This window comes from Pseudomonas sp. 11/12A, assembly GCF_000800055.1.
Classification (GTDB): domain Bacteria; phylum Pseudomonadota; class Gammaproteobacteria; order Pseudomonadales; family Pseudomonadaceae; genus Aquipseudomonas; species Aquipseudomonas mohnii.
Genome location: NZ_JUGV01000001.1, coordinates 2,722,334 through 2,745,203, shown reverse-complemented (window position 1 = coordinate 2,745,203; position 22,870 = coordinate 2,722,334). Strand labels below are relative to the sequence as shown.

Genomic DNA, 22,870 nt, shown 5'->3' with positions numbered 1-22,870 from the left:
TGAACGTCCGCTTCGCTTCTGGCGGACCGTCAGCCAAGGGGCGTTTTCTGCCTCTCGCGACGGGCAGCAAACGGCCCTGACAACCCGGCCTTTTCCTGTGAGTAACGTCGAGGTGCCAGGCAACAGGCTGCCAGTACAGTGACAGCACAGAACAAGGCAATTACAATTTGATTAACATCCAGCGACTCGAGCGATTGAATACCCCATGGAAAGCAAGACTGCGCGCCTCACTGTGCTCATTGATCCCGTCAAGAAAAAAGCGTTCGAGGAACTCTGTGCAGCACAAGACCTGACGTCTTCGCAGGTTGTCCGGCAACTGATTCGTGACTATCTGGCCACTCACGGCGCCAGCTATACGACCAAGAGCAAGCATGCCGTCAGTACCAAGTCATGACCCAAAACTGGCCGTTAGCCTCTAGAGGGTCGACGTACCCTCTACGTGACTGACAGCTTTGGCCAGCGCGCTGTTGAAGTCGGCGTGGTAATGCTCCGGGCCAATTTCTTGCAGGATGCCCACCCTGTCGAGCTTGCCGAGCACCTTCGTATTCGCCTCGCAGAGCTTTACCACGATATTGCGCTTGTGCAGCTGCTGAATGACTTCCTCCAGTACTTGCAAGCCCGTGATATCCATAAACGGCACGCGTTTCAGACGGATAATCAACAGGCGTGGATCTGTATGGGTCTGTGCCAGCACTCGCTCGAAGGTCTCGGCCGCAGCAAAGAACAGTGGCCCTTCAATCGTGTAAATCAGTATCCCTGGGGGCAAGTGCGCATGGCCATTGGTTCTCAGCTCTTCTTCAAGCTCGTGCTCGACGACCTGTTGTACCTCCACGGATGAAGCCATGCGACGCATGAAATGCAGCATGGCAAGAATGACACCGATATTTACGGCGATCACCAAGTCACTGAACACTGTGAGGCTGAAGGTGATGAGCAGAATAGACACGTCTGCGCGTGGGGCTCGCTGAACCATGCGCTTGAAATGTTTCAACTCGCTCATGTTGTACGCGACCACGAAAAGAATGGCGGCCAGGGCGCACATCGGGATGTTTGCAGCCAGAGGTGCCAGAAACAGAATAATGAACACCAGGGTGACCGCGTGCGTAATGCCGGCCAGCGGGCTTGTGCCGCCGTTACGGATATTGGTGGCAGTACGGGCAATGGCTCCGGTCGCTGCGAAGCCGCCAAACAACGGCGTGACCAGATTGGCAATCCCCTGACCGATCAGTTCCTGATTGGAGTCATGCTTAGTGCCCGCCATGCCATCGGCCACCATTGCAGACAGAAGCGATTCGATTGCTCCAAGCATGGCGATAGTGAAAGCCGGACCAATCAAATCGATGACGCGAGAGAGCGTGATTTCAGGCAGGCTTAACGCAGGAAGACCTTGAGGTATGCCACCAAATGCGCTGCCAATCGTGGCCACTCCCTCGAAATGAAAGGCTGACTGTATCGCCGTAGCTACCGTCATTGCGACTAGCGGGCCAGGCACCCGTTTGAGACCGGGAATTTTGGACGCGGTGACGACCAGCAAAAGACTGAGTGCAGCCAGCAGGGTCGTGGCCATATGAAGATCCGGGAGCGCCTGTAGCAAATGCCAGAGCTTTTCATGGAAGTGCTCTCCACTGATCGCCGGTAAGCCGAAAAAGTCTTTCCACTGCCCGATCCAGATGATCACGCCGATGCCGGCGGTGAATCCGACGATCACGGGATCGGGGATAAACTTGATGATTGCACCCAGCCGGGCGACCCCGAGCAATAACAGCATGGCGCCCGCCATCATCGTAGCGATTTGCAGGCCGTCGACCCCATGCTTGGCCGTGACGCCCGCCAGAATCACGATGAACGCACCTGTTGGCCCTGCAATCTGTAAGCGGCTCCCCCCAAAGAGCGAAACCAGCAGGCCGCCAATGATTGCGGTGTAGATGCCTTGCTCAGGCTTGACGCCAGAGGCAATGGCAAACGCCATGGCCAGGGGGAGCGCCACGATCCCGACTATCACGCCAGACACCAGGTTGCGGAGCCAGTGCTTTCGACCCAACAACCCCGCCTTCCATGCCTCACCTATCGCAATCACGGCTAGCTCCTCAGTGGATGCATGTGCATAATATTAACATGCAGTGATAATTTAAATACCGTGGAGCCACTGCTTCTTGCGGCTGGATATGTTGACGGTGAAAGCTCAGACGGAACTGAGCAGGCATACACTGCACATAGAGAATTTTGAGAAAGCGCGTAGCGTGGTGACAGACATGAATCGCAAAGCTGTGAAAAGCAAACATGCCGAAGGCGTAACCTTTGACACCCACTTGATCGCAAATCCGACCAATCCCAAGGAGTGGATCGTATTCTTCAAGAAGGACGCCGGAAGGAGTTATTTTTTGGTTGATGACAATGAAGAGGTCGAGTCTTTCGGGCATCTGGATGACTTGATCGCCGAACTTCGAGACTTGGGCCTCAAGACCGCTGAAATCCATATCTGACCTTTGGATGGCGCCTTGGCGATGGTGACCCTCGACGTGATCAGCCAGCGTTCATCCATGGGTGATCGGTACAGGCAGGTCGAGCCTGCCCCAGTCTGTCTATCTGTGTGATCTGCATAAAAGACATCCTTGCCGCGACCCGCCACCTCGGCTTGCCGCCGGGCATCGGCATTCGAATGGTCCAGGGGCTAAGCGCGATGGCAGTTTTTTTAGCACGGCCTTGGTTCCAATAGAGGCAAGGTGTCGAGCCGATACTGGCGCTTCAATCCAGCAGGCGCGTGAGCGCCGCGACCCCCACAGGCGGCTCTGCCGACCAGGGCACAACGATGACTGCATGCCGGGTTTGGTCGGCGACGCGCGCCATCTGTTTGCGCTCGCTCTCCAGTCGTGCTCGCAACAACGGGTCTTGGGTGTCCGTGGCCAGTAGCGACTTGTTGACCACCCACGCAAAGGGTTCGATGTTGGCCCGGCGCAAGTCATCCTGCAGCGCTGCGGCCTGAGACACGGGCGTGGCTTCGGGCAGCGTCACGAGGATGATTTTGCTGTAGTGCGCATCCTGCAGGCGCATCAAGGGCGTGACGATGTGGTCCGAGGTCTTGCCTTCGAACGCCCGAACCATCTGGCGGTGATAGGCGCCAGTGGCATCCATCAGCAGTAGCGAGTGACCGGTGGGGGCAGTGTCCAGCACCACGAACGAGGTTCTGGCTTGAGACACCACGCGGGAAAACGCATGGAAAACGGCAACCTCTTCGGTGCAGGGAGAGCGCAGATCCTCAATGAGCAACGCTGTCTCATCTTCCGTCAAGGTCGGCGCGCGGGACGCTACGATCTTGTCCACGTATTTTTGAGTTTCGACCTTGGGGTCGATGCGGCCTACGCTGAGTCCCTGCACATCGGCGTTGAGGGTCACCGCCAGATGCGCCGCAGGATCGGTCGTACTCAAATGCACGGATTTGCCGCGCTGGACCAGGCCTAGCGCGATGGCGGCGGCAATGGTGGTTTTGCCAACGCCACCTTTGCCCATGACCATGATCAACCCGCGCTCGTCCTTGGCAAGCTCGGCAACCAGTTCCGAGAGTCCGTGATATTCAAGGTGTGATGGCGCTTGGGATGCCGGGCCTGTTGACCCGGCAGGCTGCGGGTCAAGCAGCCCGCGCAGCGCGGGCAAGCCAACGGAATCCACGGCCTTGAGCGGAATGTAGTCGACGGCCAGCGGGCGCAGCGAAGCGGGCATCTCGTCGAGCGCCTGTTGGCCAATGGCCTCGATGGCGGCAGCAATCGGGTCATTCAAGTCGCCGCATTTGAACACGGCGTTCACGACCAGACGCTGATTTTCCAGACCCAACTCACGAAGTTCGTCGGAGGAGCGCGCTGCTTCGGCGAGCGCGCCTTTATCGGGCCGGGCCACGAGCACGACGGTGGTCAGGGCAGGGTTATTGAGCGCAGCCAAAGCCTGATTGAAAAGCTGCTCCTGCATTTTCAAACCCGAGTGCGGCCCCAGACAGGACGCCCCACGATCATTGCCTTCCAGAAATCCGCTCCACGCTTTGGGCAGGCTCAACAACCTGAGCGTGTGTCCCGTGGGAGCGGTATCGAACACGACATGGTCATAGGCTGCGCCGCCTTGCGCCAAGAGGTGGGAGAACTCATCGAAGGTTGCGATTTCGGTCGTGCAGGCCCCCGAGAGTTGCTCACGCACCAGTGCAATGTCTTGATCGCTGGCTTGCGAGCCCATTTGCTCGACCACTCTGGCTCGGTAGTCGGTGGCTGCGGTTGCGGGGTCAATGTTGAGCACGTACATGCCAGGCACGTCCGGCACCGGGACAGGCTGATTGCTCAGCTCGATGCCGAGCATCTCATCAAGGTTCGAGGCGGCGTCCGTGCTGACCAGAAGCACTTTCTTGCCTGCGTCAGCCAACGCGATGGACACCGCCGTGGAGACCGACGTTTTGCCAACCCCGCCCTTGCCGGTGAAGAACACATATTTGGTGGGCTGATCGAGCAGTTTGATGGTTGGCTGCATGGTCACTCTGACCTCTCCTGGGGAGCACGACTGGGGATCTGAGTTTAGACCGATGCCCGGGATTAAAAACATTGTCTTATGAGCCAAACGGAACATTCAGGGGCTTGTTGAAGCGCCCTACAACTCACTTCCTGAAAGCTACAACACCTTGCGTCGTTGCCTACGGTTACGCCAGAATCCGCCGGCTTGTGCGCCTTGGGACTGCTCGGTAACTTGATTCGCGTCACTGCGCATCAGTGATCAGGTTTAGTCGCCCTGTGGTGTATCGAAGCGCATCTGCATCTGGATAGTCAGGTCATGTTAATGCCTGCATTTCATGGTAGTTGCGCGCAGGACGCCTTCGGGCGCGCCGGTTTGGTACTCCCCGGTCGACTAACCTGCGTACAGCTGCCACCCCTTGTTTAGTCGCAAGTGATGACGGCTCCACGTTTTTGGGGACCGAACATGATCAAGCCTTCACCCAATCCCCCGATTTTCACAGCTGGCGGAAATCACGGCGAACCGGGTGCTGGATCAGATCGATCCGCGTGAGTAGGGCGGACACGCAAGTGGCAATCAAAATGACAGGGGCGGCATTGCGCCGCCCCTGTTCAAGCGACGGGTCACTGCGGCTCATCCATGGCCGAAGCGACCCATCAGTGACCCGCGTTTCACTTCAGGTCGAAGCGATCCAGGTTCATCACCTTGGTCCACGCCGCTACGAAGTCATGGACGAACTTCTCTTGCGCCCCGGCGGTTGCATAGACCTCCGCCAGCGCCCGCAGCTGCGCGTTGGAACCAAACACCAGATCGACGCGAGTGGCGGTCCACTTTGGCTGGCCGGTCTTGCGGTCGCGACCTTCAAACTCCTCATTGGCCTCCGAGACTGGTTTCCATTCCACCCCCATGTCCAGCAAGTGGGTGAAGAAGTCGTTGGTCAGCGCTTCCGGGCGTGTGGTGAAGACGCCATGGGCGGTTTTTCCGACGTTGGTGTTGAGCACGCGCAGGCCACCGATCAGCGCGGTCATTTCCGGTGCGGTGAGGGTCAGCAATTGCGCCTTGTCGATCAGCAGCTGCTCGGCCGGTACGCGGTAGCGCGTCTTGAGGTAGTTACGGAAACCGTCGGCGATGGGTTCGAGAAAGCCGAACGACTCGACATCGGTCTGTTCCTGGCTGGCGTCCATGCGCCCCGGCCTGAAAGGCACCGTGACGTTGTGCCCGGCGGTTCGCGCGGCTTGTTCGACACCGGCACCGCCGGCCAGCACGATCAGGTCGGCCAGCGACACTTTCTTGCCACCGGTATTGAACTCGTTCTGGATGCTCTCGAGTTTTGCCAGCACCTTCGCCAGTTGTTCCGGCTGATTGGCCTGCCAGGACTTCTGTGGCGCCAGGCGCAGGCGCCCGCCGTTGGCGCCGCCGCGTTTGTCGGAGCCACGGAAGGTGGATGCCGCCGCCCAGGCCGTGGACACCAGCTCTGACACCGTCAGGCCCGAAGCCAACACCTTGCTCTTGAGCGTGGCGATGTCACTGTCGTTGATCAATTCATGGTCGAGCGCCGGGATCGGGTCTTGCCAGAGCAGCTCTTCGTCAGACATTTCCGGGCCGAGGTAGCGCGAAAGCGGCCCCATGTCGCGGTGGATCAGCTTGAACCAGGCACGGGCGAAGGCGTCGGCCAACTGGTCGGGATTGGCCAGGAAGCGACGGGCAATCGGTTCGTAGATCGGATCGAAGCGCAGGGCCAGGTCCGAGGTGAGCATGGTCGGATCACGGCGTTTGGACGGGTCATGGGCGTCGGGAATGATGCCGGCGCCCGCGCCGTTTTTCGGTTTCCACTGGTGCGCGCCAGCCGGGCTCTTGGTCAGTTCCCACTCGAAGCCGAACAGGTTTTCCAGGAAGTTATTGCTCCATTTTGTCGGGGTGGTGGTCCAGGTCACTTCCAGGCCGCTGGTGATGGTGTCGGGCCCTTTGCCGGTGCCGAAGCTGTTTTTCCAGCCCAGGCCCTGTTGTTCCAGGCCGGCCGCTTCGGGCTCGGGCCCGACATTGTCGGCAGGGCCGGCGCCGTGGGTCTTGCCGAAGGCGTGGCCGCCCGCGATCAGCGCCACGGTTTCTTCGTCATTCATGGCCATGCGGCCGAAGGTTTCGCGGATATCCAGCGCTGAAGCCACCGGGTCCGGCTGGCCTTCCGGGCCTTCCGGGTTGACGTAGATCAGGCCCATTTGCACGGCGGCGAGGGGGTTTTCCAGGTTGCGACCTTGCGCGGTACGGCTGTCCTCGTTTTTCCCCGGCTCGGCGACGAGCGGCACATCGCCGGGCGCCTGCACGGGTTTGCTGTCATCTTTGCCATAGCGCGTGTCGCCGCCCAGCCATTTGTTTTCCGAGCCCCAGTAAACGTCCTCATCCGGTTCCCAGACGTCCGCGCGGCCGCCGGAAAAGCCGAAGGTCTTGAAGCCCATGGATTCCAGGGCGACGTTGCCGGTGAGTACGATCAGGTCGGCCCAGGAAATATTGCGGCCATATTTTTGCTTGATCGGCCAGAGGAGTCGGCGAGCCTTGTCCAGGCTGACGTTGTCCGGCCAGCTATTGAGGGGGGCAAAGCGCTGCTGGCCGGAGCCGGCACCGCCACGGCCGTCACCGGTGCGATAAGTACCAGCGGCGTGCCAGGCCATGCGAATGAAAAACGGACCATAGTGGCCGAAGTCCGCCGGCCACCAGTCTTGCGAGTCCGTCATCAGCGCGTTCAGGTCATTCTTGACTGCCGCGAAGTCCAGGCTCTTGAAGGCTTCGGCGTAGTTGAAACCCTCGCCCATGGGGTCGGACAGGGGCGAGTGCTGGTGCAGGATCCTCAGGTTCAGTTGGTTCGGCCACCAGTCGCGGTTCGTGGTGCCACCGCCGGCGGCATGATTGAACGGGCATTTCGATTCAGTTGCCATGTGTGCGCTACCCTCGGTCGTGTCCATGCCGCCATCCGGCCCGGCTCAGTCGGGAAAACGGCCAGTGAAATCAATGACTCAGGCGGCGGGCCCGGCAGGTCGATCAACGGATCGTCGGGGCTACGCGGGCATTCATGACAGCGGCAATCGATGTGCCGACAGATCACCCACGGTACGCCTGGTCGGTTTCTGACTCATTCTTGTCTCGATATCAGTCTCGGCCGGCCAGAGTGCACCGGCAGCAGCTAATGCTAGTCGCCCGTTGCCAAGTCAGCTAATAGTCGCAGTATTGGCAGGTGATAGGCGCAATCTCTCAGCCCTGCACAGAGTGTTGCAGGCGCTGCTTGGCAATGTGCCACAATAGCTGTTCGTTACGGCATCACGATCAGGCGGATTGAATGGACGGCCTTGGTTTTCGGCACGAGCAGGATCGTTACATTGCACAGCAGGTGCACATGGATCGATTGCATCAGTTGTTTCGCCAATCGGTTTCGGCGGTTTTCGGCAGTTTTCTGGCCGTGATCATGTTGAGCTGGCTGTGTTGGGATCGTTTTGATCACAACGTGGTTTTCTGGTGGATAGCCCTGCTGACGGGGGCGACGTTGATACGCATTCTGATGTTCGTAGTCTATTTCCACAGCCCGGCAGCGCTGCGCACGCCACAGCGCTGGGAACTCAAGTATTGGCTGACGCTGGTGTTGTCCGCTGGCATCTGGGGCGCTGGAGCGTTGGCGGTCATGCCCAGGGACGACCTGTTGGCCCAGGCGCTGGTCATGTTGTTTACCGTCGGGATGTCCGTCAGTGCGGTGTCCTGTTACTCGGCCTACCGCTACATGACGGTGGTGTCGATTTCCCTGGTGCTGTTGCCTTGCACCCTGTGGCTGCTGTTCCAGCCGTCAACCCTGCAAATCGGGATGGCCGTGGCGGTCCTGGTGTTCGCCTCATTCGTGTTCAGGGCCACCAGCAGCCTGGCCAATGCGGTGGAAACGGCCTTTCGGCTAACCCGCGAAATGGAGCTGGCGCACGGCATTTCCACGCGCGCGGCACAAACCGATGAGCTCACCGGCCTGAAAAACCGCCGGGCTTTTTTCCAGCATGCCCAGCAGCTCTATAGCCATTGCCGAAATTACCAGTTGCCGCTGTGTGCGGTCATGCTGGACATGGATCACTTCAAACACATCAACGACACCTACGGGCACCAGATCGGCGATCAGGTCCTGCGACAAATGGGTGTGGTGATCGGTCAATCCTTTCGGGAGGGCGATATCCACGGTCGACTGGGCGGGGAGGAATTCGCGGTGTTGCTGCCCAATACCTCCATCGAAACCGCCCAAGGCATTGCCGAGGACCTCATCCAGTCCATTTCCGGGCTCATGACCGGCCCGGTTCACTGCATAACCGCCAGTGTCGGTGTGGCGGTCATGGTGCCTGGCGACAATGATTTGCACAGTTTGATGTGCAACGCCGATAAAGCGCTTTACCGCGCCAAGGCCCGTGGGCGCAACCAGGTCGCGGTGGCCGAGTAACGCCCGGTACCACCGGCCGGGTGCTCATCCCAGTATGAAATACACCTTGCGCACCGCCGTGAGGTTTTCCCAGGTGCCTTGAAATCCGGCGGCAACCACGAACGAAGAACCGGGACCAAAAGTGCAACTGACACCCTGCGCGTCGGTCAGGCGTACGGTGCCTTCAAGGATATGGCACAGCTCGTCGTAATCGCATTGGCAGCGCTCCAGATGCGGGCCGGCCTCCCAGATGCCGGCCACGGCGTTTTTCTGCGGGGCCACGAAGTGGCGCCAGCTGCTGCTGCGATAGGGCGCATCGACAATGGCCGGGTCATTGACTTCGAGCTCTTTGGGGATCAACTGCGGGTTGGCGAAGTTGATCACGTGCTGGGGCAGGGCGCTGGACATGCGGATCTCCGGTTCAGGAATCGAAGCCGATACCAAAGGCATCGAAGGTTTTGAGCAACAGGTCGCGATGGCCATCGCGGTCTTCCCGGGCCAGCGAGCGCTGCGCCAGCTTCACCCCGGCGTAGCGCAGTGGCTCTGGCGGAAAACGGAAGGGCGCCTTGGAGGTCATCATCAGTTCTGTTCGTTCCGTGGCTTCACCGGCCAGCAGGTCGAGCATGTTCAGCGCGGCAAAACGGCTGGCCGACACGCCTTGCCCGGTGAAGCCGAGGGCGTAGGCCACGCGACCCTGCATCTCACAGCCAGTGAACATCGTGGTGCGCGCGGAGGTGTCGATGATGCCGCCCCAGGCATGGCTGAAGCGCACATCGCGCAACGGCGGGAACGCCTGGTGGAACTGCTCGGCGAGACGCTTGAAACTCGCCGGTCGTTGCGTCAGTGCTTCATCGCGGCGTCCACCGAAGTGGTAGATGGCGTCGTAGCCGGCCCAGAGTATGCGGTTGTCGGCGGTCTTGCGCAGGTAATGGAACTGGTTGCCCGAATCGGCGATGCCGTAGCGGCCGGTCCAGCCGATAGCCTGCAGTTGCTCATCGCTCAGCGGCTCGCTGACCAGGCTGTAGTCATATACCGGAATCACGCTGGAGGCCAGGTGCCCGAGCAGCGGCGGGGCGATGTTGGTCGCGAGGGCGATTTGCCCGGCTTCCATCCCGCCGTTCGCCGTGCGCAAGCGCAGACGGTCGCCGGTGTTCTGAAGTTCCAGCACCGGGCTTTGCTCGAACAGCCGAATGCCCTGCTTAAGGCAGACCCGGCGCAACTCGGCGGCCATCTTCGCCGGGTTGAGCAGCGCGTAGTTCGGTTCGAACACTCCGGCACCGTAGCGCGGTGAGTCCAGGTGCTGTGCCAGCGCGCGGCCTTCAAGCCATTCGCACTCAATGCCGAACCGGGCGTAGTTGCGTTGCATCGAGCGCAAACCCTCGACCTGCCAGGGTTGGCTCGCCAGGTTCAACTTGCCTTCGCGTTCGAACTCGACCTGCATGCCGAAGTGCTGCAGGTCGGCCGCCAACTCGTCGAGGTTCTGCCGTCCCAGGCGGATCAGTCGCTCGGCTTCCTGCGGCCAGCGTTTCAGTGCGTTGGAAACGCCATGGGAGATGCTCGGCGCGCAGAAACCGCCGTTGCGTCCGCTGGCTTCACCGCCGCAGTGGCGCGCTTCGATGATCGCGATGTTCAGGGTCGGCCAGCGTTGACGAGCCAGCAGCGCCGTCCACAACCCGGTGAAGCCGCCGCCGACAACGGCCAGGTCGCATTGCAGGCTGCCCGCCAGTGGCGATGCGCTTGGCGCTTGTGCGACGGTGTCCTGCCAGAACGGGTGGGCGTGTACGTTGTCGAGCGAGTCGTGGCGCGTTGGGGACTTCATTCAGCAACTCCGGCGTTGTGGGCGGCAATGGTGGGTCAGCTGTCGGGCAACGCCAGGATCGCCCGTGCCGCCAAGTCGGTGCCGCGAATCGCCTGCATGCGCTCGCTGAACGCCTTGAGGCGCTGTTTCATCCCGTGGTCGGCCAGCAACTGTTCGAGGGCGGCGGGCAGTGCCGCCAGCGGATCGGCGAAGCGTGGCAGGTAGCGGCCGACGCCGACTTCCTCGGCGCGCGCGGCGTTGTCGTGGCCGTCCCAGCAGTAAGGGATGATCAGTGACGGCAAGCCGAAGTACAGCGCTTCACAGAAACTGTTGTTGCCGCCGTGATGAATGAACAGCTCGCATTCCTTGAGCACCGCCGGTTGGGCAAACCAGCTGTCGAGGTACACGTTGTCCGGCACGGTGGTGTACATGTCGCGGTAGGCGCCTACGTTGATCAGGAAGCGATAGGGCAGGGTTTCGACCGTGGCGATCAGTCGTTTCATCATCTCGGTGTCGGCGGCCCCGAGGCTGCCGAAACTGATGTAGATCAGCGGCGCTTCGTTGTGCCGCGGAAAGTCAGGAACGATGTAGGGCGCTTCGCGGCGCACGCAGCCGTCGAGGTAGACGTAGCGTTGCGGGTCCAGAGGTTGCTGGCGTTCGTAGCGCACCGGCGTCGGCGACAGCAGCAGATTGAGCCACGGCGAATCGACGAGGAACTGGCCGGGCGGGCAGGGCGGCGTGCCGTTGCTGGCGAGAAACTGCGAAAAGCGTTCATGGGCCGGTGCGACGGCGTTCAGGTAATGCTCGGTGAAGCGCTCGCGGCCTTCGACATCACTGGCCAGGCAACCGGACAGGTAGGGCGGCACGGCGGCGTCGGGGAGTTCGGTTTCCGCGCAGGAGACCATCCGCACCCAGGGGCAGCCGGCGTTGGCGATGGCCGGAAACATGACCACGTTATCGAGGACGATCACATCCGGTTTCAGCCGGCCGAGCAATTGCTGCAAGGGTTTTTCCGCTTCGATCGCGGTGTCGATGATCGCGTCCCAGGCCGGTGCCACGTAGCTGTCGATCTGTGCCAGCGGGGTCTGGTCGAAGTAGGGAATGTTGCGCTCGATGAAGCGCTCCCAATAGTGCTGGTGCTCCGCCGCCGACAATGGGCTGGCTTGCGGAATCGGGTACTCGTCGAAACCGTATTCGGCGAAGAGTCCCCGGAAATGCTCGTGGCAAATGAACACCGGTTTGGCGCCCAGCTCGCGCAGCGATTGGGCGATGCCAATGCAGTTCAAGGCTGCGCCGAAACTGGCTTCTGGAAACAGGGCGATTAATTTTTGTGTGTGCATGGCGCCGCCAGATCCAAGGCGGGAAAGTCCCGCCGTTTCTGAAGATGATTTGATGCTGTCTTATTTTATAAAAAAAATCATCAAGTTTTTTGAGGCGCTTCAACGGCGGCCGAACGGGTGGCTCTGCGGGATGCCACGGTTGGCGGTTTGCGGGCGTTGCGCGGCGCTCAGGCGCAGGTGCAGGCGCAGCAGGTCGGCAGCGATCTCCATTTGTCCGCGCTCGATGTGCGCGATGATTTGCAGGTGCTCGCGCAAGGCTTCCTGCAAGCGGTGCACGCTGACCGATGGCAGCAGGTTCGGCAGGCGTCGCAGACTCTGGTGCTGGAGCAGGGCGTCGCCGATGAAACGGTTGCCGCAGCTCTGGGCCAGCAGTTCGTGGAAGCTGATATCCAGCTCGCGGAACTGCTGGATGTCGAAGTCTTCCACCGGGCGTGCAAGCAGCGTTTGCATGGCGCTGCGCAGCAAGGCCAGGCGTTGCGGATCGGCGTTGAACTGCCCGCTGAGCAGGGCTTCCGGCTCGAGAATCAGGCGGAACTTCAGGCTTTCTTCCAGCGCGGCGAGGCTGTTCAGTGAGGGCCGAAACAGCCAGGACTGGCCGGGGCCGCGCTCAATCGCCTGGCTTTCGCTCAGCTGTTGCAGGGCTTTCTGCGCCGCCGGCCGGCCGATGTCGTACCGGCGCATCAACTCGCTGATGCTGATGCTGTCACCCAGGCGCCCGGCCATGCGGTCGCGCAGGACCGAGGTGGCCAGCTCTTCTTCTTCGGCCTGGGGCAGGGCGGCGTTGAAGGCCTGGCCAGCGGGGGCCGCAATCAGGCGATAGCCCTTGCCGGATTCATGGCTCAGCAGGTTTTCTTCCAGCAGCACTTTGAGGGCGCCGCGAATCAGGGTGCGCGAGACCTGAAAGGTGCGCGCCAGAGCCTGCTCGGCCACCGGGTCACCGGCCACCAGCCCGGTTTCCTGGGTGTGTTCCAGGATCCTTCGGGCCAGTTCCAGGTGGTTAGTGCGGGGTTTTTTCTCGGCTGTTGTGCTCAAGCGTTTTATCTCGGTTCGGTCGCTTCGGACTCAGGCGCTCATCTTATGCCATGCACCGCTCAATCGTCAGGCGCAGAAAAAAAGCGTTGACATCTTTTAGTGCTGGTCCTAATTTCTAAAAAAAAACACATGTAATCGTTTCTCTTTTTGCCGTACTGCCTTCGAAAAAACAATAAACAATCGTCGGGTGAGTATCATGAGAAAGCTGAAAGACGTGCTGTGCGTGGGGTTGGCCGTTTCCCTGGCGATCGCTACACAGGCTGCAAGCGCGAAAGACATGGTGATTTCCATCTGGGACGGCTACATGGCCCCGGATGCGCTGGACAAGTTCAAGGCGGCCAGTGGCGTCGATGTCGACAAAGCCTTGCACGCCACCAACGAAGAGATCATGGGCAAGCTCATGGCGTCTGGCGGTGAAGGGTATGACGTGGTCTTCGTCTCCTCGCCCTTCGCCGAAGTCCTGCACAAGCAAGGCCTGCTGGCCGACATCGATCCGGTCAAGGTCCCCAATCTCAAAAATCTCTACCCCGAAGCCACACACCTGGAATACGACCCCGGCAACCATTTCTCGGTGCCTTACACCTGGGGCACGACCGGTATCTGCTATCGCACCGACAAGGTGACCCCGGCGCCGCAAAGCTGGAACGACCTGCTCAACCCCAGCGACGCGCTCAAGGGCAAAGTCACGATGCTGGCCACCGACCGTTGGATGCTAGGGGCCGGTTTCCTCGCCAAGGGCTGGTCGGTCAACGACAGCGACCCCGGCCAGATCGCCGCCGTACGCGATCAACTGATCGCCACCAAAAAACGCATCCTCGCCTTTGACGACACTACCTTCTATTCCAAGCTCGCTTCCGGCGAATCGCTGATGGCGCACGCCTGGGACGGTTGGTGCAACTACGGCACCCAGGCCAACGCGGCGATCAAGTTTGTCGTGCCCAAGGAGGGTTCCGATCTGTGGGTGGACACCATGGTCGTGCTGAAAAGCTCGAAGCATCAGGACGAGGCGTTCAAGTTCGTCAACTTCATGCTGGCCAAGGAAAACCACGTATGGGTCGCCGAAAACATCCTCTACAAAATCCCCAACCAGGCTGCAATGGCCGGTTTGTCCGCTGACCTGCTCAAGCAATACCCCAACCTGACCATCGCCCCGGGCGATCTGGTGAAGATGGAGCAATTGCGTGACCTGGGCGGCACCACGCAGAAGGCCTACACCCGGGCCGTCACCGAAATCATGGCGGCACAGAACTAAGCCCCGCACAACGCAAGCCGCATCGAACCGAGGCATGCCGTGCATGCCTCGCCACGCTCGCAAGCCGCCTCGGTCCTGAGGCGGGAGGATATGGGTAATGAGTGCTTTGCATGCTGACAGGCGTCTGTCGGCCTGGCTTCTTGCGCCCGGCTTTGGCTGGCTGCTGACTTTTCTGGTGATTCCTTGCTTGCTGGTGCTGGTCTACAGCTTCGTCGAACGCGGTGCTTATGGCGGCATCGATTGGTTGTTCACCTGGGAAAACTACCAGCGCGCCTTTGATCCGCTGTACCTGAGCATCCTGCTCAAATCGGCAAAAATCGCCGGTCTGGCAACGGTCTTCGCGGTGCTGATCGGCTACCCGGCGGCCTACGCCATTGCCCGTGCGCCACGGCGTCGGCAAGCGGTATTCCTGTTTCTGGTGATGCTGCCGTTCTGGAGCAACTACCTGATCCGTACCTACGCCTGGATCGTCCTGCTCAACCGTGAAGGGCTGATCAACCGCCTGCTGCAACTGTGCGGCTACAGCGGTGAACCCATCAGCCTGCTGTACACCGAAGCGTCGGTGGTGCTGGGGCTGGTCTACAACTACATCCCGTTTGTGATCCTGGCGATTTTCTCCTCCCTGTCGCGGATCAACAACGAACTCTGGGACGCCTCGAAAGACCTCGGTGCTTCGGGCTGGATGACCTTTCGCCGGATCATCCTGCCCCTGAGCGTGCCCGGCATTGCAGCCGGCGCGGTGTTTGTCTTCGTCCTCAGCATCGGCAACTTCATCACCGCCGATTTGCTCGGCGGTAAGCAGGTGCAGATGGTCGGCAACCTGATCTACTCGCAGTTCCTGACCGCGCGGGACTGGCCGTTCGGCGCGGCGCTGAGCTTCTTCCTGATCGCGATCATGCTGGTCCTGTTGTTCATCCAGGCACTGGTGGCCCGTCGTGCCGAAGGAGGCCGCCCATGAGTCGATCACCTTCTGTTGGCGGCAGCGTCCTCAATGCGCATCTGGGTTTGGTCTACGCCTTCCTCTATGTGCCGATCCTGGTGTTGATCCTGCTCTCGTTCAACAAGTCCGGCTTGCCCACCGCCTGGGGCGGGGTGTCCCTGAAGTGGTATGCGGCGCTGGCGCATAACTCGGCGATTTTGTCGGCGGCGCTCAACACCCTGATCGTGGCGCTGTCGGCGACCTTCATTGCCTGTGTGCTCGGCACCTTGCTGGCACTGGGCATCGAGATGCGTCGCAAGGGCGATGACAAGGGGCAGGTGGTCGACACCTTGTTGATGGCGCCGATGATCATCCCCGACATCGTCCTGGCCATCGCGCTGCTGAGCTTCTTCAACTTGCTCAAGGTCGGGCTGGGGCTGCACTCGATCATCATCAGCCACGCGGTGTTCAACATCGCCTTCGTCTGCGCCGTGGTGCGCACGCGGCTCAAGCATTTCGACTATTCGATTCTCGAAGCCTCGATCGACCTCGGCGCGAGCTGGTTCACCACTTTTCGCCGGGTGCTGTTGCCGGCGATTTTTCCCGGCGTGCTGGCCGGTGGTTTGCTCGCGTTCACCCTGTCGGTGGACGAATTCATCATCGCCTTTTTCAACTCCGGTTCCGGCCAGGCCTCGACCACGTTACCGATGCAGATCTACGCCATGATCCGTTTTGGCGTCACCCCGGAAATCAACGCCCTGGCGACGCTGGTGATGCTGGTCAGCATCACTGCGCTGCTGGCTTCGCAGCGTCTCAACAAGGCTCCTCGCACCCATGAATAATTCATCTGCGGTACTGATCCTGGACAAGGTCAGCAAGTCTTATGGCAACGGCCTGGCCGTCGACGAGGTGTCGCTGAACATCCGCGAGAACGAGTTTTTCGCCTTGTTGGGACCGTCCGGCTGCGGCAAGACCACGCTGCTGCGCATGCTCGCCGGTTTCGAGACGCCCAGCGGCGGCTGCATTTATCTGGACGGCAAGGACATCTCGCCGCTGCCGGCCAACAAGCGGCCGTTGAATTTGATGTTCCAGTCCTATGCGCTGTTTCCCAACATGACCGTGCGCAAGAACATTGCCTACGGCCTGGAAATGGAACGTCTGCCGGAAGCGGAAATCCGCCGCCGGGTCGACGAGGTGCTGAGCACCGCGCAACTCGGGGATCTGGCCGAGCGCAAGCCCGATCAGCTGTCCGGTGGCCAGCGTCAACGGGTGGCCTTGGCGCGGGCGCTGGTCAAGCGTCCACGGGTGTTGCTGCTCGATGAGCCGCTGGGCGCACTGGATAAGAAGCTGCGGGAAAAAATGCAGCTGGAGCTCAAGCGTTTGCAACTTGAAAGCGGCATCACCTTCATCATCGTCACCCACGACCAGGAAGAAGCGCTGGTGATGTCCGATCGCATGGCGGTGCTCGACGGCGGCAAGGTCTGCCAGTGCGGCAGCCCGAGCGAACTCTACGAGAACCCCAACAGCCGCTTCGTCGCCAACTTCATCGGCGTCAGCAATCTGTTTGAAGGCGTGCGTTCGGGCGAGCGTTCGGTGCGGGTTAACGGCCAGGAGCTGGTGGTCGAGACCGACGTACCCCTGGTGCCTGGTCAATCGGTGGCCCTGGTGGTGCGTCCGGAACGTTTGCAAGTGCTGACCGAAGAGGGCGGCACTTGCGCCAACCAGGTCAGCGGCAAGATTGTCGAAATCGCTTACCACGGCCTCGACACCAACGTGCATGTGCAGACGGCCCTCAGCGACAAGGCCCTGATCGTTCGCGTGCCGTCGTCGCAATTCGAATTCGCCCGTTTCGCAATCGGAACGACCATCCGCTTGGGCTGGCAGCCTCGCCATGCCCGTGTTTTGACGCGCTGAACAATAAAAGACCAGGCAGGAGTATCTCTCGATGAAACAGAAAGTGATCGCCTTCTTTCCGGAAGCCGCTTATGGCCCGGCGCTGAACTCAGTCGGTATCGCCCAGGCCTGCGAAGCGCTGGGCCATAAGGCGGTGTTCCTCACCGACCCCGGAATGAGCGGCGTGTACGCCGGCTACGGGTTTGAAGAACATATGGTCAACATGTCGGCACCGATGCCCCCCGAAGACATGGCGCGTTACTGGGTCGACTTCATCAACGGCCACATTCCCAACTTCCGCAAGTCGCCGCTGGAGCAGATCGACAACTACGTGAAGGAGTGCTGGGCCGCCATCGTCGAGACCGCCAAGTGGGCGCAAAAGGACCTGCCGGCGGTGCTGGACAAGGTCAAACCCGACTTGATCTGCGTCGACAACGTGATTCTGTTTCCGGCGATCAAGCAATACGGCAAGCCGTGGGTGCGGATCATTTCCTGCTCGGAGAACGAGATCGAAGACCCGGATATCCCGCCGCACCTGTCGGGCATGAGCATCGACGACAAGGCTGGGCATGCGCAATTTCGCCAGCGTTTCGAAGAGGTGGTCGGGCCGATCCACGACGACTTCAACCAGTTCCTGCAAGCCCACGGCGAGCAACCGTATCCGCTGGGGACCTTCTTCGAAGCTTCGCCTTACATGAACCTGCTGCTGTACCCCGACGCGGTCAAGTTCGAGCGCCGCCATCCGCTGCCGGCCGAGCGCTTCCATTACCTGCAAGGCTGTGTGCGGCACGACACCCACTATGAGATTCCAGCGTTCCGCGCCAACAACGACAAGCCGTTGCTCTACGTCAGTTTCGGCAGCCTCGGTTCCGGTGACATCGACTTGCTCAAACGCTTGATCGCGGCCGTGGGCCAGCTCCCGTATCGCGCACTGTTCAATGTCGGCGAGCACCTCGATGAGTACCCGGACCTGCCGGACAACGTGCAAATCTCCAACTGGTTCCCGCAGCCTTCGGTGATTGCCCAGGTCGATGCGGTGATCCACCACGGCGGCAACAACAGCTTCACCGAGTGCCTGTTTTTCGGCAAACCGGCGATCGTCATGTCGTACGTCTGGGACGGTCACGACAACGCCATGCGCGCCGAAGAAAGCGGCCACGGCTTCAAGCTCGACCGTTACCAATGGACCGAAGCGCAATTGGCGGAAAAACTCGCCGCGTGCCTCACCGACGAGGCCATGCGCCAACGCCTGCAGCGCACCAGCGCGCAGATGCAATCACGCAAGGGACCGGCCGATGCGGCCGCCATTCTCGACAAGGTGCTCAACCATGCCTGATCCATCCACCACGGCGGGATTCACGCCGTACCTCGAAGCCGTCAGCACTCGCACCGACCTGGTGGACTGGGGCGTGCAGAGCGACGCCGTCGAAGGTGTCTCACATTCCAGCGGTCGGCTGCTGTTCAAGGGGCCGAACAACAGCCCGGAAACCGGACTGTGGGTCTGCACGCCAGGTCGCTGGCGGCTGGCGATTCCCCGTGACGAGCTGTGCCATTTCATCGCCGGCGCGGCCACGTACCGCCACGACAATGGCGAAGTGATCGAGGTTCGCCCCAACACCCTGGTGCTGTTCCCGGCCGGCTGGACCGGCGAATGCCACGTCCGGGAAACCCTGCGCAACGTTTACATGCTGGCCTGAGCCTGTGACCTCTGTAGGAGCGAGCTTGCTCGCGATGGACGTCAACGATGACAAGGGCTGTCTGGATAAACGTGGTGCCCTGGCGTCCTTCGCGAGCAAGCTCGCTCCTACAGTTGCCAGGCGTTAACCCTTATTTATTGGAGAAGATTTATGACCACCCCGTTTCTGTACAACCCGCTGGAAATCACCGACGTCAAGGATTGGGGCGTGATCCCGACCATGCTCGAAGGCGAGTCCCGTGTCTCTGGCGTGGTGCTGCACAAAGGCCCTGAAGGCCAGTCCGAATGCGGTGTGTGGATCTGCACGCCGGGCAAGTGGTTTTGCCATGTCACCAGCGACGAGTTCTGCCATTTCCTCGAAGGCCGCTGCACCTACGTGCATGAGTCCGGCGAAGTGATCGAGATCAAACCCGATACGGCGGCCTTCTTCCGCAAGGACTGGAAGGGCGTGTGCACCGTCCACGAGACCGTGAAAAAGGTCTACATGATCCGGTGAATGCCATGACAGATGCACCTGCGTCATTGCCCACCCGTGAGCACCAGCGCGCAGCCTTTCTGGCGCGTGCAGGTTACGCGGGGGCGTCGTTGCTCGCGTTGCCGGCCGACGCGTCGAGCCGGCGATATTTTCGCCTGGAAGGGGTCGGTTTGTTGCTGATGGATTCGCCGCCCCACAGCGAGCCGATTGGCCCGTTTGTCCGGGTTGCCCGTCAATTGCACGGGCTCGGATTGTCGGCGCCGGCCTTGTTGCAAGTGGATGAAGAGGCGGGGCTGGCGTTGATCGAGGATTTCGGTCACGACACCTACACCCGGTTGCTGGCGGCCGGGTACCCGGAGCGCGAGTTGTATCGCCTGGCGGTTGATGCGTTGGTGGCCTTGCATGGCTCGGCGCCAGACGCGGAGCTGGCGGCCTACGACGCCCGGCAATTGAGCGACGAGTGCGCGTTGTTCATCGACTGGTATGCGCCGTTGTTGATCGGCAAGGAGGCGGCGCAGGCTTTGCGCGAGTCGTATCTGCAGCAGTTTGCCGATGCCTTCGCCGATGTCGCGCAACGTCGCGAAGCGCTGGTACTGCGCGACTTTCACGTCGACAACCTGATGCTGCTGCAAGGCCGCGAAGGCGTCGCGGCCTGTGGCCTGCTGGACTTCCAGGATGCGCTGGTGGGCGCTGCGGCGTACGACTTGATGTCGCTGCTCGAAGACGCTCGCCGCGACATGTCCGAAGGACTGCGTGTGGCGTTGCTCAGCCATTACCTGGTGCAGCGCCCGGAACTCGACGCCCCGCGTTTTCTTGAAGATTACCGGCGACTGGCCGCCCAGCGTCACGCCAAGGTGCTGGGGATTTTCGTGCGCCTGGCCGGACGCGATGGCAAGCACGGCTACCTGGCTCACCTGCCGCGTACCCTCGGTCTGTTTGTTCGAGCGCTGAACGCCGAAGCCCTGGCGCCGCTGCGCGAGTGGCTCGACCGGCACTTGCCGGGCTGGCGCGAACCTTTGCCCGCCGCGACCCTGGCGGCTCTGCGCGAAACCCCTTATCGATTGGTTCAAGGATCCTCCCATGGCCACGTTCAACACTGACACCGCCTCACGCTTCATCAACGCCGAATACCTGCCACTGACCAGCGCGCGGGTGCGCCAGGTGCTGGACCCGGCGACCCTGCAACCGGTCGGGCAGGTTGGCCTGTGCGACGAAACCGATGTGCAGGCGGCCATCGATGCCGCAACCGCCGCGCAAAAACACTGGCGCCTGGTCGATGCGAAAAGCCGCGCCGCACGCCTGCATCAACTGGCCAATGCGATTGAGCAGGACGTCGCCTGCAACCGTGAAGTCGCCCGCTTGATGACCCTGGAAATGGGCAAGCCGTTTCCCGAGGCCATGGGTGAGCTGGCCAACTGCGCGCCGATCTTTCGCTATTACGCGGAAATGGCCCGGGACGATGCGGGCAAGGTCGCCGGCACCACGCAGATCGGTTCTTTCCAGCATGTGCGCTACGAGCCCTACGGTGTCAGCGTGCACATCATGCCGTTCAATTTTCCGATCCTGCTGATGTGCTGGACGGTCGCTGCCTCGCTGGCGGCGGGCAACGCCTGCATCGTCAAGCCGGCGGAAGCCACGACCTTGTGCACCCTCAAGTTCATGGAGCATTTCACCTCACTGCTGCCGGGGCTGATGTCTTGCGTGCCGGGCGATGCCGCCACCGCGCAGTTACTGGTGAAGTCAGCGCAGACCCACGCCGTGGCCTTTACCGGCAGCGTCGCCGCTGGCCAGGCGGTTGCAGTGGCGTGCGCGCAGCAGATGAAACCCTGTGTGATCGAGGCCGGGGGCAGCGACCCGTTGATCGTTTCCCGACACGCGCCGCTGGAGGTGGCCGCTGCGGGCGCCGTGACCGCCGCGTTCCATCTGAGCGGACAGATCTGCACCTCGGCGGAACGCTTCTACGTGGTCGATGAGATCCACGACGCGTTTGTCGCGAAGTTTGCCGAGCGTACCCGCGCCTTGCGCATCGGCCATGGCCTGGAGCGTACGGAAATCGGGCCGATGGTCAGCGAGGCGGCGCGCAACAAAGTCATGCGCCTGGTCGACGACGCCCTGGCCAAGGGCGCGACGCTGGTTTGTGGCGGGCGTATACCGCCACAGCACAGCGTCGGCTGGTTCTATGAACCGACCATTCTGACCGGCGTCACCGGTGACATGGCGATCCTTAAGGAGGAGTGTTTTGGCCCGGTGGCGGCGATCTGTCGTGTCAACGATTTCGACGAAGCCGTGCGCTTGGCCAACGACTCGCCGTTTGGCCTGGGTGCTTCGTTGTTCACCACCGACCTTGCCGAAGCGATGGAGGCCGCCGATCGCCTGGAGTCGGGGATGGTCTGGGTCAACAACCCGTTGATCGACAACGACGCGCTGCCGTTTGGTGGCTGGAAGATGTCCGGCCTGGGGCGCGAGCTGGGACGCCAGGGACTGGAAGCGTTCCGCCGCTCGAAAATGGTCATCATCGATCACCAGCCCAAGATCCAGGACTGGTGGTATCCGTATGCCGACGATGTGTTCTATCGCGATCCGGCGTGAGGCGTTGACGCATTGGGGGGGATTTGTCATGACGGACAACGTTGGCTGGCCGACCCTGGCGGTGATTCTCGCCGCCGGGCAGGGCACTCGCATGCGGTCGCCGCTGCCGAAGGTCATGCACGCGGTGGGCGATCGACCGCTGCTCGGCCATGTGCTGGCGGCGGTCGAGGCCGCCGGCATCGAGCAGGTGGCAGTGGTGCTCGGTGCGGGTGGGCCTGTCGTGGCCGACTACCTGCGACAGGCGGCACCGACCGCGCGGCTGTTTACTCAGCATGAACAGTTGGGTACCGCCCACGCACTGCTCGCCGCCCGTGGAGCCTTGCAGGCCCACGAGCAGGGCTGTGTGTTGGTGCTGTTCGGAGACTCACCGCTGATCAGTGCGCAGACGCTTTCGCGGTTGCGTCAGGCCTTGATCGATGGCGCGGCGGTGGCAGTCGCCGGGTTTTACACCGATCAGCCTGGACCCTACGGACGCTTGCTGGTGGAGGACGGCCATTTGCGGGCTATCCGCGAGGCCAAGGACGCCAGTGCAGAGGAGTTGCAAGTCAGCTTCTGCAACGGCGGGGTCATGGGCCTGCGCGCCGACAGCTGTCTCTGGCTGCTGGAACGCATCGGCAAGCAAAACGCCCAGGGCGAGTATTACCTGACCGATGTCGTGACCGTGGCCAACGGTGCCGGTTTGCCGGTGACGGCGGTGGAAGTGGAGGAGGACGATGTGCGCGGGGTCAATGACCGCGAACAATTGCTCGCCGCCGAACGGATTTACCGGCAGCGCCAGGCAAACCTGTAGGCGCGGGCGGTCCAGGCCTTCGTTGCAACTCCGTGCGGATGCCGGGCAGTCATTGCCGGGCGCTGGTGACCCCGAGGCCGGTGTTATCGATTATCCAGACCGCCCAATACGAGACGGTCTGGAACCGGCCAATCACCAGCGTCAGCAAAATCAGCGAAGCCTGAAC

At 61.3% G+C, this 22,870-nt stretch carries 20 protein-coding genes and 1 pseudogene; 14 read left to right on the top strand and 7 right to left on the bottom strand.

Annotated elements, in window-relative coordinates; translation table 11 throughout:
• The first annotated feature begins 205 nt into the window (after window positions 1-205).
• Window positions 206-394 carry a ribbon-helix-helix protein, CopG family gene (locus GQ39_RS12580; protein ID WP_047530236.1) on the top strand — a complete coding sequence of 63 codons (189 nt, stop codon included), beginning with the start codon at window positions 206-208 and terminating at the stop codon, window positions 392-394.
• 21 nt (window positions 395-415) lie between these two features.
• Here the strand turns inward: GQ39_RS12580 and GQ39_RS12575 are convergent, their stop codons facing one another.
• Window positions 416-2,077 (bottom strand): SulP family inorganic anion transporter, encoded by a 1,662-nt coding sequence (locus GQ39_RS12575; RefSeq protein ID WP_047530234.1) that lies wholly within the window; start codon window positions 2,075-2,077, stop codon window positions 416-418.
• A 175-nt stretch (window positions 2,078-2,252) separates the two neighbouring features.
• Between GQ39_RS12575 and GQ39_RS12570 the strand changes: the two genes are divergently transcribed.
• Window positions 2,253-2,483 carry a hypothetical protein gene (locus GQ39_RS12570; protein ID WP_047538824.1) on the top strand — a complete coding sequence of 77 codons (231 nt, stop codon included), beginning with the start codon at window positions 2,253-2,255 and terminating at the stop codon, window positions 2,481-2,483.
• Window positions 2,484-2,745: 262 nt separating this feature from the next.
• Here GQ39_RS12570 and arsA read toward each other — a convergent pair whose 3' ends face one another.
• A complete protein-coding gene (gene arsA / locus GQ39_RS12565) occupies window positions 2,746-4,602 on the bottom strand; it encodes an arsenical pump-driving ATPase (protein ID WP_236693100.1) in 1,857 nt (618 codons plus the stop codon).
• 554 nt (window positions 4,603-5,156) lie between these two features.
• Window positions 5,157-7,415, bottom strand: coding sequence for a catalase/peroxidase HPI (gene katG / locus GQ39_RS12560; RefSeq protein ID WP_047538819.1), 2,259 nt, complete (start codon window positions 7,413-7,415; stop codon window positions 5,157-5,159).
• A 398-nt stretch (window positions 7,416-7,813) separates the two neighbouring features.
• On the opposite strand from katG, the gene GQ39_RS12555 reads away from it, so the two are divergent.
• The gene (locus GQ39_RS12555; RefSeq protein ID WP_047530232.1) at window positions 7,814-8,941 is read left to right on the top strand and encodes a GGDEF domain-containing protein; all 1,128 of its coding nucleotides are present in this window, start codon (window positions 7,814-7,816) and stop codon (window positions 8,939-8,941) included.
• 24 nt (window positions 8,942-8,965) lie between these two features.
• Here GQ39_RS12555 and GQ39_RS12550 read toward each other — a convergent pair whose 3' ends face one another.
• The 4 genes from GQ39_RS12550 to GQ39_RS12535 all read right to left on the bottom strand — a co-directional run bounded on the left by GQ39_RS12550 (window position 8,966) and on the right by GQ39_RS12535 (window position 13,090).
• Window positions 8,966-9,328, bottom strand: a complete 363-nt coding sequence (locus GQ39_RS12550; protein WP_047530231.1) for a cupin domain-containing protein — start codon at window positions 9,326-9,328, stop codon at window positions 8,966-8,968.
• Between the two features lie 13 nt (window positions 9,329-9,341).
• Entirely contained in the window at window positions 9,342-10,739 is a 1,398-nt protein-coding gene (locus GQ39_RS12545) for an NAD(P)/FAD-dependent oxidoreductase (RefSeq protein WP_047530229.1), read from the bottom strand.
• A 35-nt stretch (window positions 10,740-10,774) separates the two neighbouring features.
• The gene (locus GQ39_RS12540; RefSeq protein ID WP_047530228.1) at window positions 10,775-12,058 is read right to left on the bottom strand and encodes a nucleotide disphospho-sugar-binding domain-containing protein; all 1,284 of its coding nucleotides are present in this window, start codon (window positions 12,056-12,058) and stop codon (window positions 10,775-10,777) included.
• Between the two features lie 99 nt (window positions 12,059-12,157).
• Window positions 12,158-13,090, bottom strand: coding sequence for a GntR family transcriptional regulator (locus GQ39_RS12535; protein ID WP_047530226.1), 933 nt, complete (start codon window positions 13,088-13,090; stop codon window positions 12,158-12,160).
• 196 nt (window positions 13,091-13,286) lie between these two features.
• Here GQ39_RS12535 and GQ39_RS12530 point away from each other — a divergent pair, with 196 nt between their 5' ends.
• The 11 genes and pseudogenes from GQ39_RS12530 to GQ39_RS33325 form a co-directional block, all read left to right on the top strand.
• On the top strand, window positions 13,287-14,342 hold the full coding sequence (locus tag GQ39_RS12530; protein ID WP_047530224.1) for a polyamine ABC transporter substrate-binding protein: 1,056 nt from the start codon (window positions 13,287-13,289) through the stop codon (window positions 14,340-14,342).
• 97 nt (window positions 14,343-14,439) lie between these two features.
• Complete coding sequence (locus GQ39_RS12525) at window positions 14,440-15,300, top strand: ABC transporter permease (RefSeq protein ID WP_052193571.1); 861 nt, start codon at window positions 14,440-14,442, stop codon at window positions 15,298-15,300.
• Window positions 15,297-16,103, top strand: coding sequence for an ABC transporter permease (locus GQ39_RS12520; RefSeq protein WP_047530223.1), 807 nt, complete (start codon window positions 15,297-15,299; stop codon window positions 16,101-16,103). Before GQ39_RS12525 ends, GQ39_RS12520 begins: the two co-directional genes overlap by 4 nt.
• A complete protein-coding gene (locus tag GQ39_RS12515) occupies window positions 16,096-17,175 on the top strand; it encodes an ABC transporter ATP-binding protein (RefSeq protein ID WP_047530221.1) in 1,080 nt (359 codons plus the stop codon). Before GQ39_RS12520 ends, GQ39_RS12515 begins: the two co-directional genes overlap by 8 nt.
• A gap of 31 nt (window positions 17,176-17,206) precedes the next feature.
• Window positions 17,207-18,490, top strand: a complete 1,284-nt coding sequence (locus tag GQ39_RS12510) for a nucleotide disphospho-sugar-binding domain-containing protein (protein ID WP_047530220.1) — start codon at window positions 17,207-17,209, stop codon at window positions 18,488-18,490.
• Window positions 18,483-18,851, top strand: a complete 369-nt coding sequence (locus GQ39_RS12505) for a cupin domain-containing protein (RefSeq protein WP_047530218.1) — start codon at window positions 18,483-18,485, stop codon at window positions 18,849-18,851. The genes GQ39_RS12510 and GQ39_RS12505 overlap by 8 nt, the downstream gene beginning before the upstream one ends.
• A gap of 150 nt (window positions 18,852-19,001) precedes the next feature.
• Window positions 19,002-19,346 carry a cupin domain-containing protein gene (locus GQ39_RS12500; protein ID WP_047530216.1) on the top strand — a complete coding sequence of 115 codons (345 nt, stop codon included), beginning with the start codon at window positions 19,002-19,004 and terminating at the stop codon, window positions 19,344-19,346.
• A 5-nt stretch (window positions 19,347-19,351) separates the two neighbouring features.
• Entirely contained in the window at window positions 19,352-20,425 is a 1,074-nt protein-coding gene (locus GQ39_RS12495; protein ID WP_047530215.1) for an aminoglycoside phosphotransferase family protein, read from the top strand.
• On the top strand, window positions 20,406-21,914 hold the full coding sequence (locus tag GQ39_RS12490; RefSeq protein WP_047530214.1) for an aldehyde dehydrogenase family protein: 1,509 nt from the start codon (window positions 20,406-20,408) through the stop codon (window positions 21,912-21,914). The genes GQ39_RS12495 and GQ39_RS12490 overlap by 20 nt, the downstream gene beginning before the upstream one ends.
• Window positions 21,915-21,942: 28 nt before the next feature.
• Entirely contained in the window at window positions 21,943-22,704 is a 762-nt protein-coding gene (locus GQ39_RS12485) for an NTP transferase domain-containing protein (protein WP_047538813.1), read from the top strand.
• 2 nt (window positions 22,705-22,706) lie between these two features.
• Window positions 22,707-22,868 (top strand): annotated as a pseudogene (locus GQ39_RS33325) (RES domain-containing protein); the annotation flags it as partial.
• Window positions 22,869-22,870 lie beyond the last annotated feature (2 nt).

Coding starts and splice junctions, on each gene's coding strand:
- GQ39_RS12580 (WP_047530236.1), top strand. CDS start 206: ATGGAAAGCAAGACTGCGCGCCTCACTGTGCTCATTGATCCCGTCAAG.
- GQ39_RS12570 (WP_047538824.1), top strand. CDS start 2,253: ATGAATCGCAAAGCTGTGAAAAGCAAACATGCCGAAGGCGTAACCTTT.
- arsA (WP_236693100.1), bottom strand. CDS start 4,602: ATGTTCCGTTTGGCTCATAAGACAATGTTTTTAATCCCGGGCATCGGT.
- katG (WP_047538819.1), bottom strand. CDS start 7,415: ATGGCAACTGAATCGAAATGCCCGTTCAATCATGCCGCCGGCGGTGGC.
- GQ39_RS12555 (WP_047530232.1), top strand. CDS start 7,814: ATGGACGGCCTTGGTTTTCGGCACGAGCAGGATCGTTACATTGCACAG.
- GQ39_RS12550 (WP_047530231.1), bottom strand. CDS start 9,328: ATGTCCAGCGCCCTGCCCCAGCACGTGATCAACTTCGCCAACCCGCAG.
- GQ39_RS12545 (WP_047530229.1), bottom strand. CDS start 10,739: ATGAAGTCCCCAACGCGCCACGACTCGCTCGACAACGTACACGCCCAC.
- GQ39_RS12540 (WP_047530228.1), bottom strand. CDS start 12,058: ATGCACACACAAAAATTAATCGCCCTGTTTCCAGAAGCCAGTTTCGGC.
- GQ39_RS12530 (WP_047530224.1), top strand. CDS start 13,287: ATGAGAAAGCTGAAAGACGTGCTGTGCGTGGGGTTGGCCGTTTCCCTG.
- GQ39_RS12525 (WP_052193571.1), top strand. CDS start 14,440: ATGAGTGCTTTGCATGCTGACAGGCGTCTGTCGGCCTGGCTTCTTGCG.
- GQ39_RS12520 (WP_047530223.1), top strand. CDS start 15,297: ATGAGTCGATCACCTTCTGTTGGCGGCAGCGTCCTCAATGCGCATCTG.
- GQ39_RS12515 (WP_047530221.1), top strand. CDS start 16,096: ATGAATAATTCATCTGCGGTACTGATCCTGGACAAGGTCAGCAAGTCT.
- GQ39_RS12510 (WP_047530220.1), top strand. CDS start 17,207: ATGAAACAGAAAGTGATCGCCTTCTTTCCGGAAGCCGCTTATGGCCCG.
- GQ39_RS12505 (WP_047530218.1), top strand. CDS start 18,483: ATGCCTGATCCATCCACCACGGCGGGATTCACGCCGTACCTCGAAGCC.
- GQ39_RS12500 (WP_047530216.1), top strand. CDS start 19,002: ATGACCACCCCGTTTCTGTACAACCCGCTGGAAATCACCGACGTCAAG.
- GQ39_RS12495 (WP_047530215.1), top strand. CDS start 19,352: ATGACAGATGCACCTGCGTCATTGCCCACCCGTGAGCACCAGCGCGCA.
- GQ39_RS12490 (WP_047530214.1), top strand. CDS start 20,406: ATGGCCACGTTCAACACTGACACCGCCTCACGCTTCATCAACGCCGAA.
- GQ39_RS12485 (WP_047538813.1), top strand. CDS start 21,943: ATGACGGACAACGTTGGCTGGCCGACCCTGGCGGTGATTCTCGCCGCC.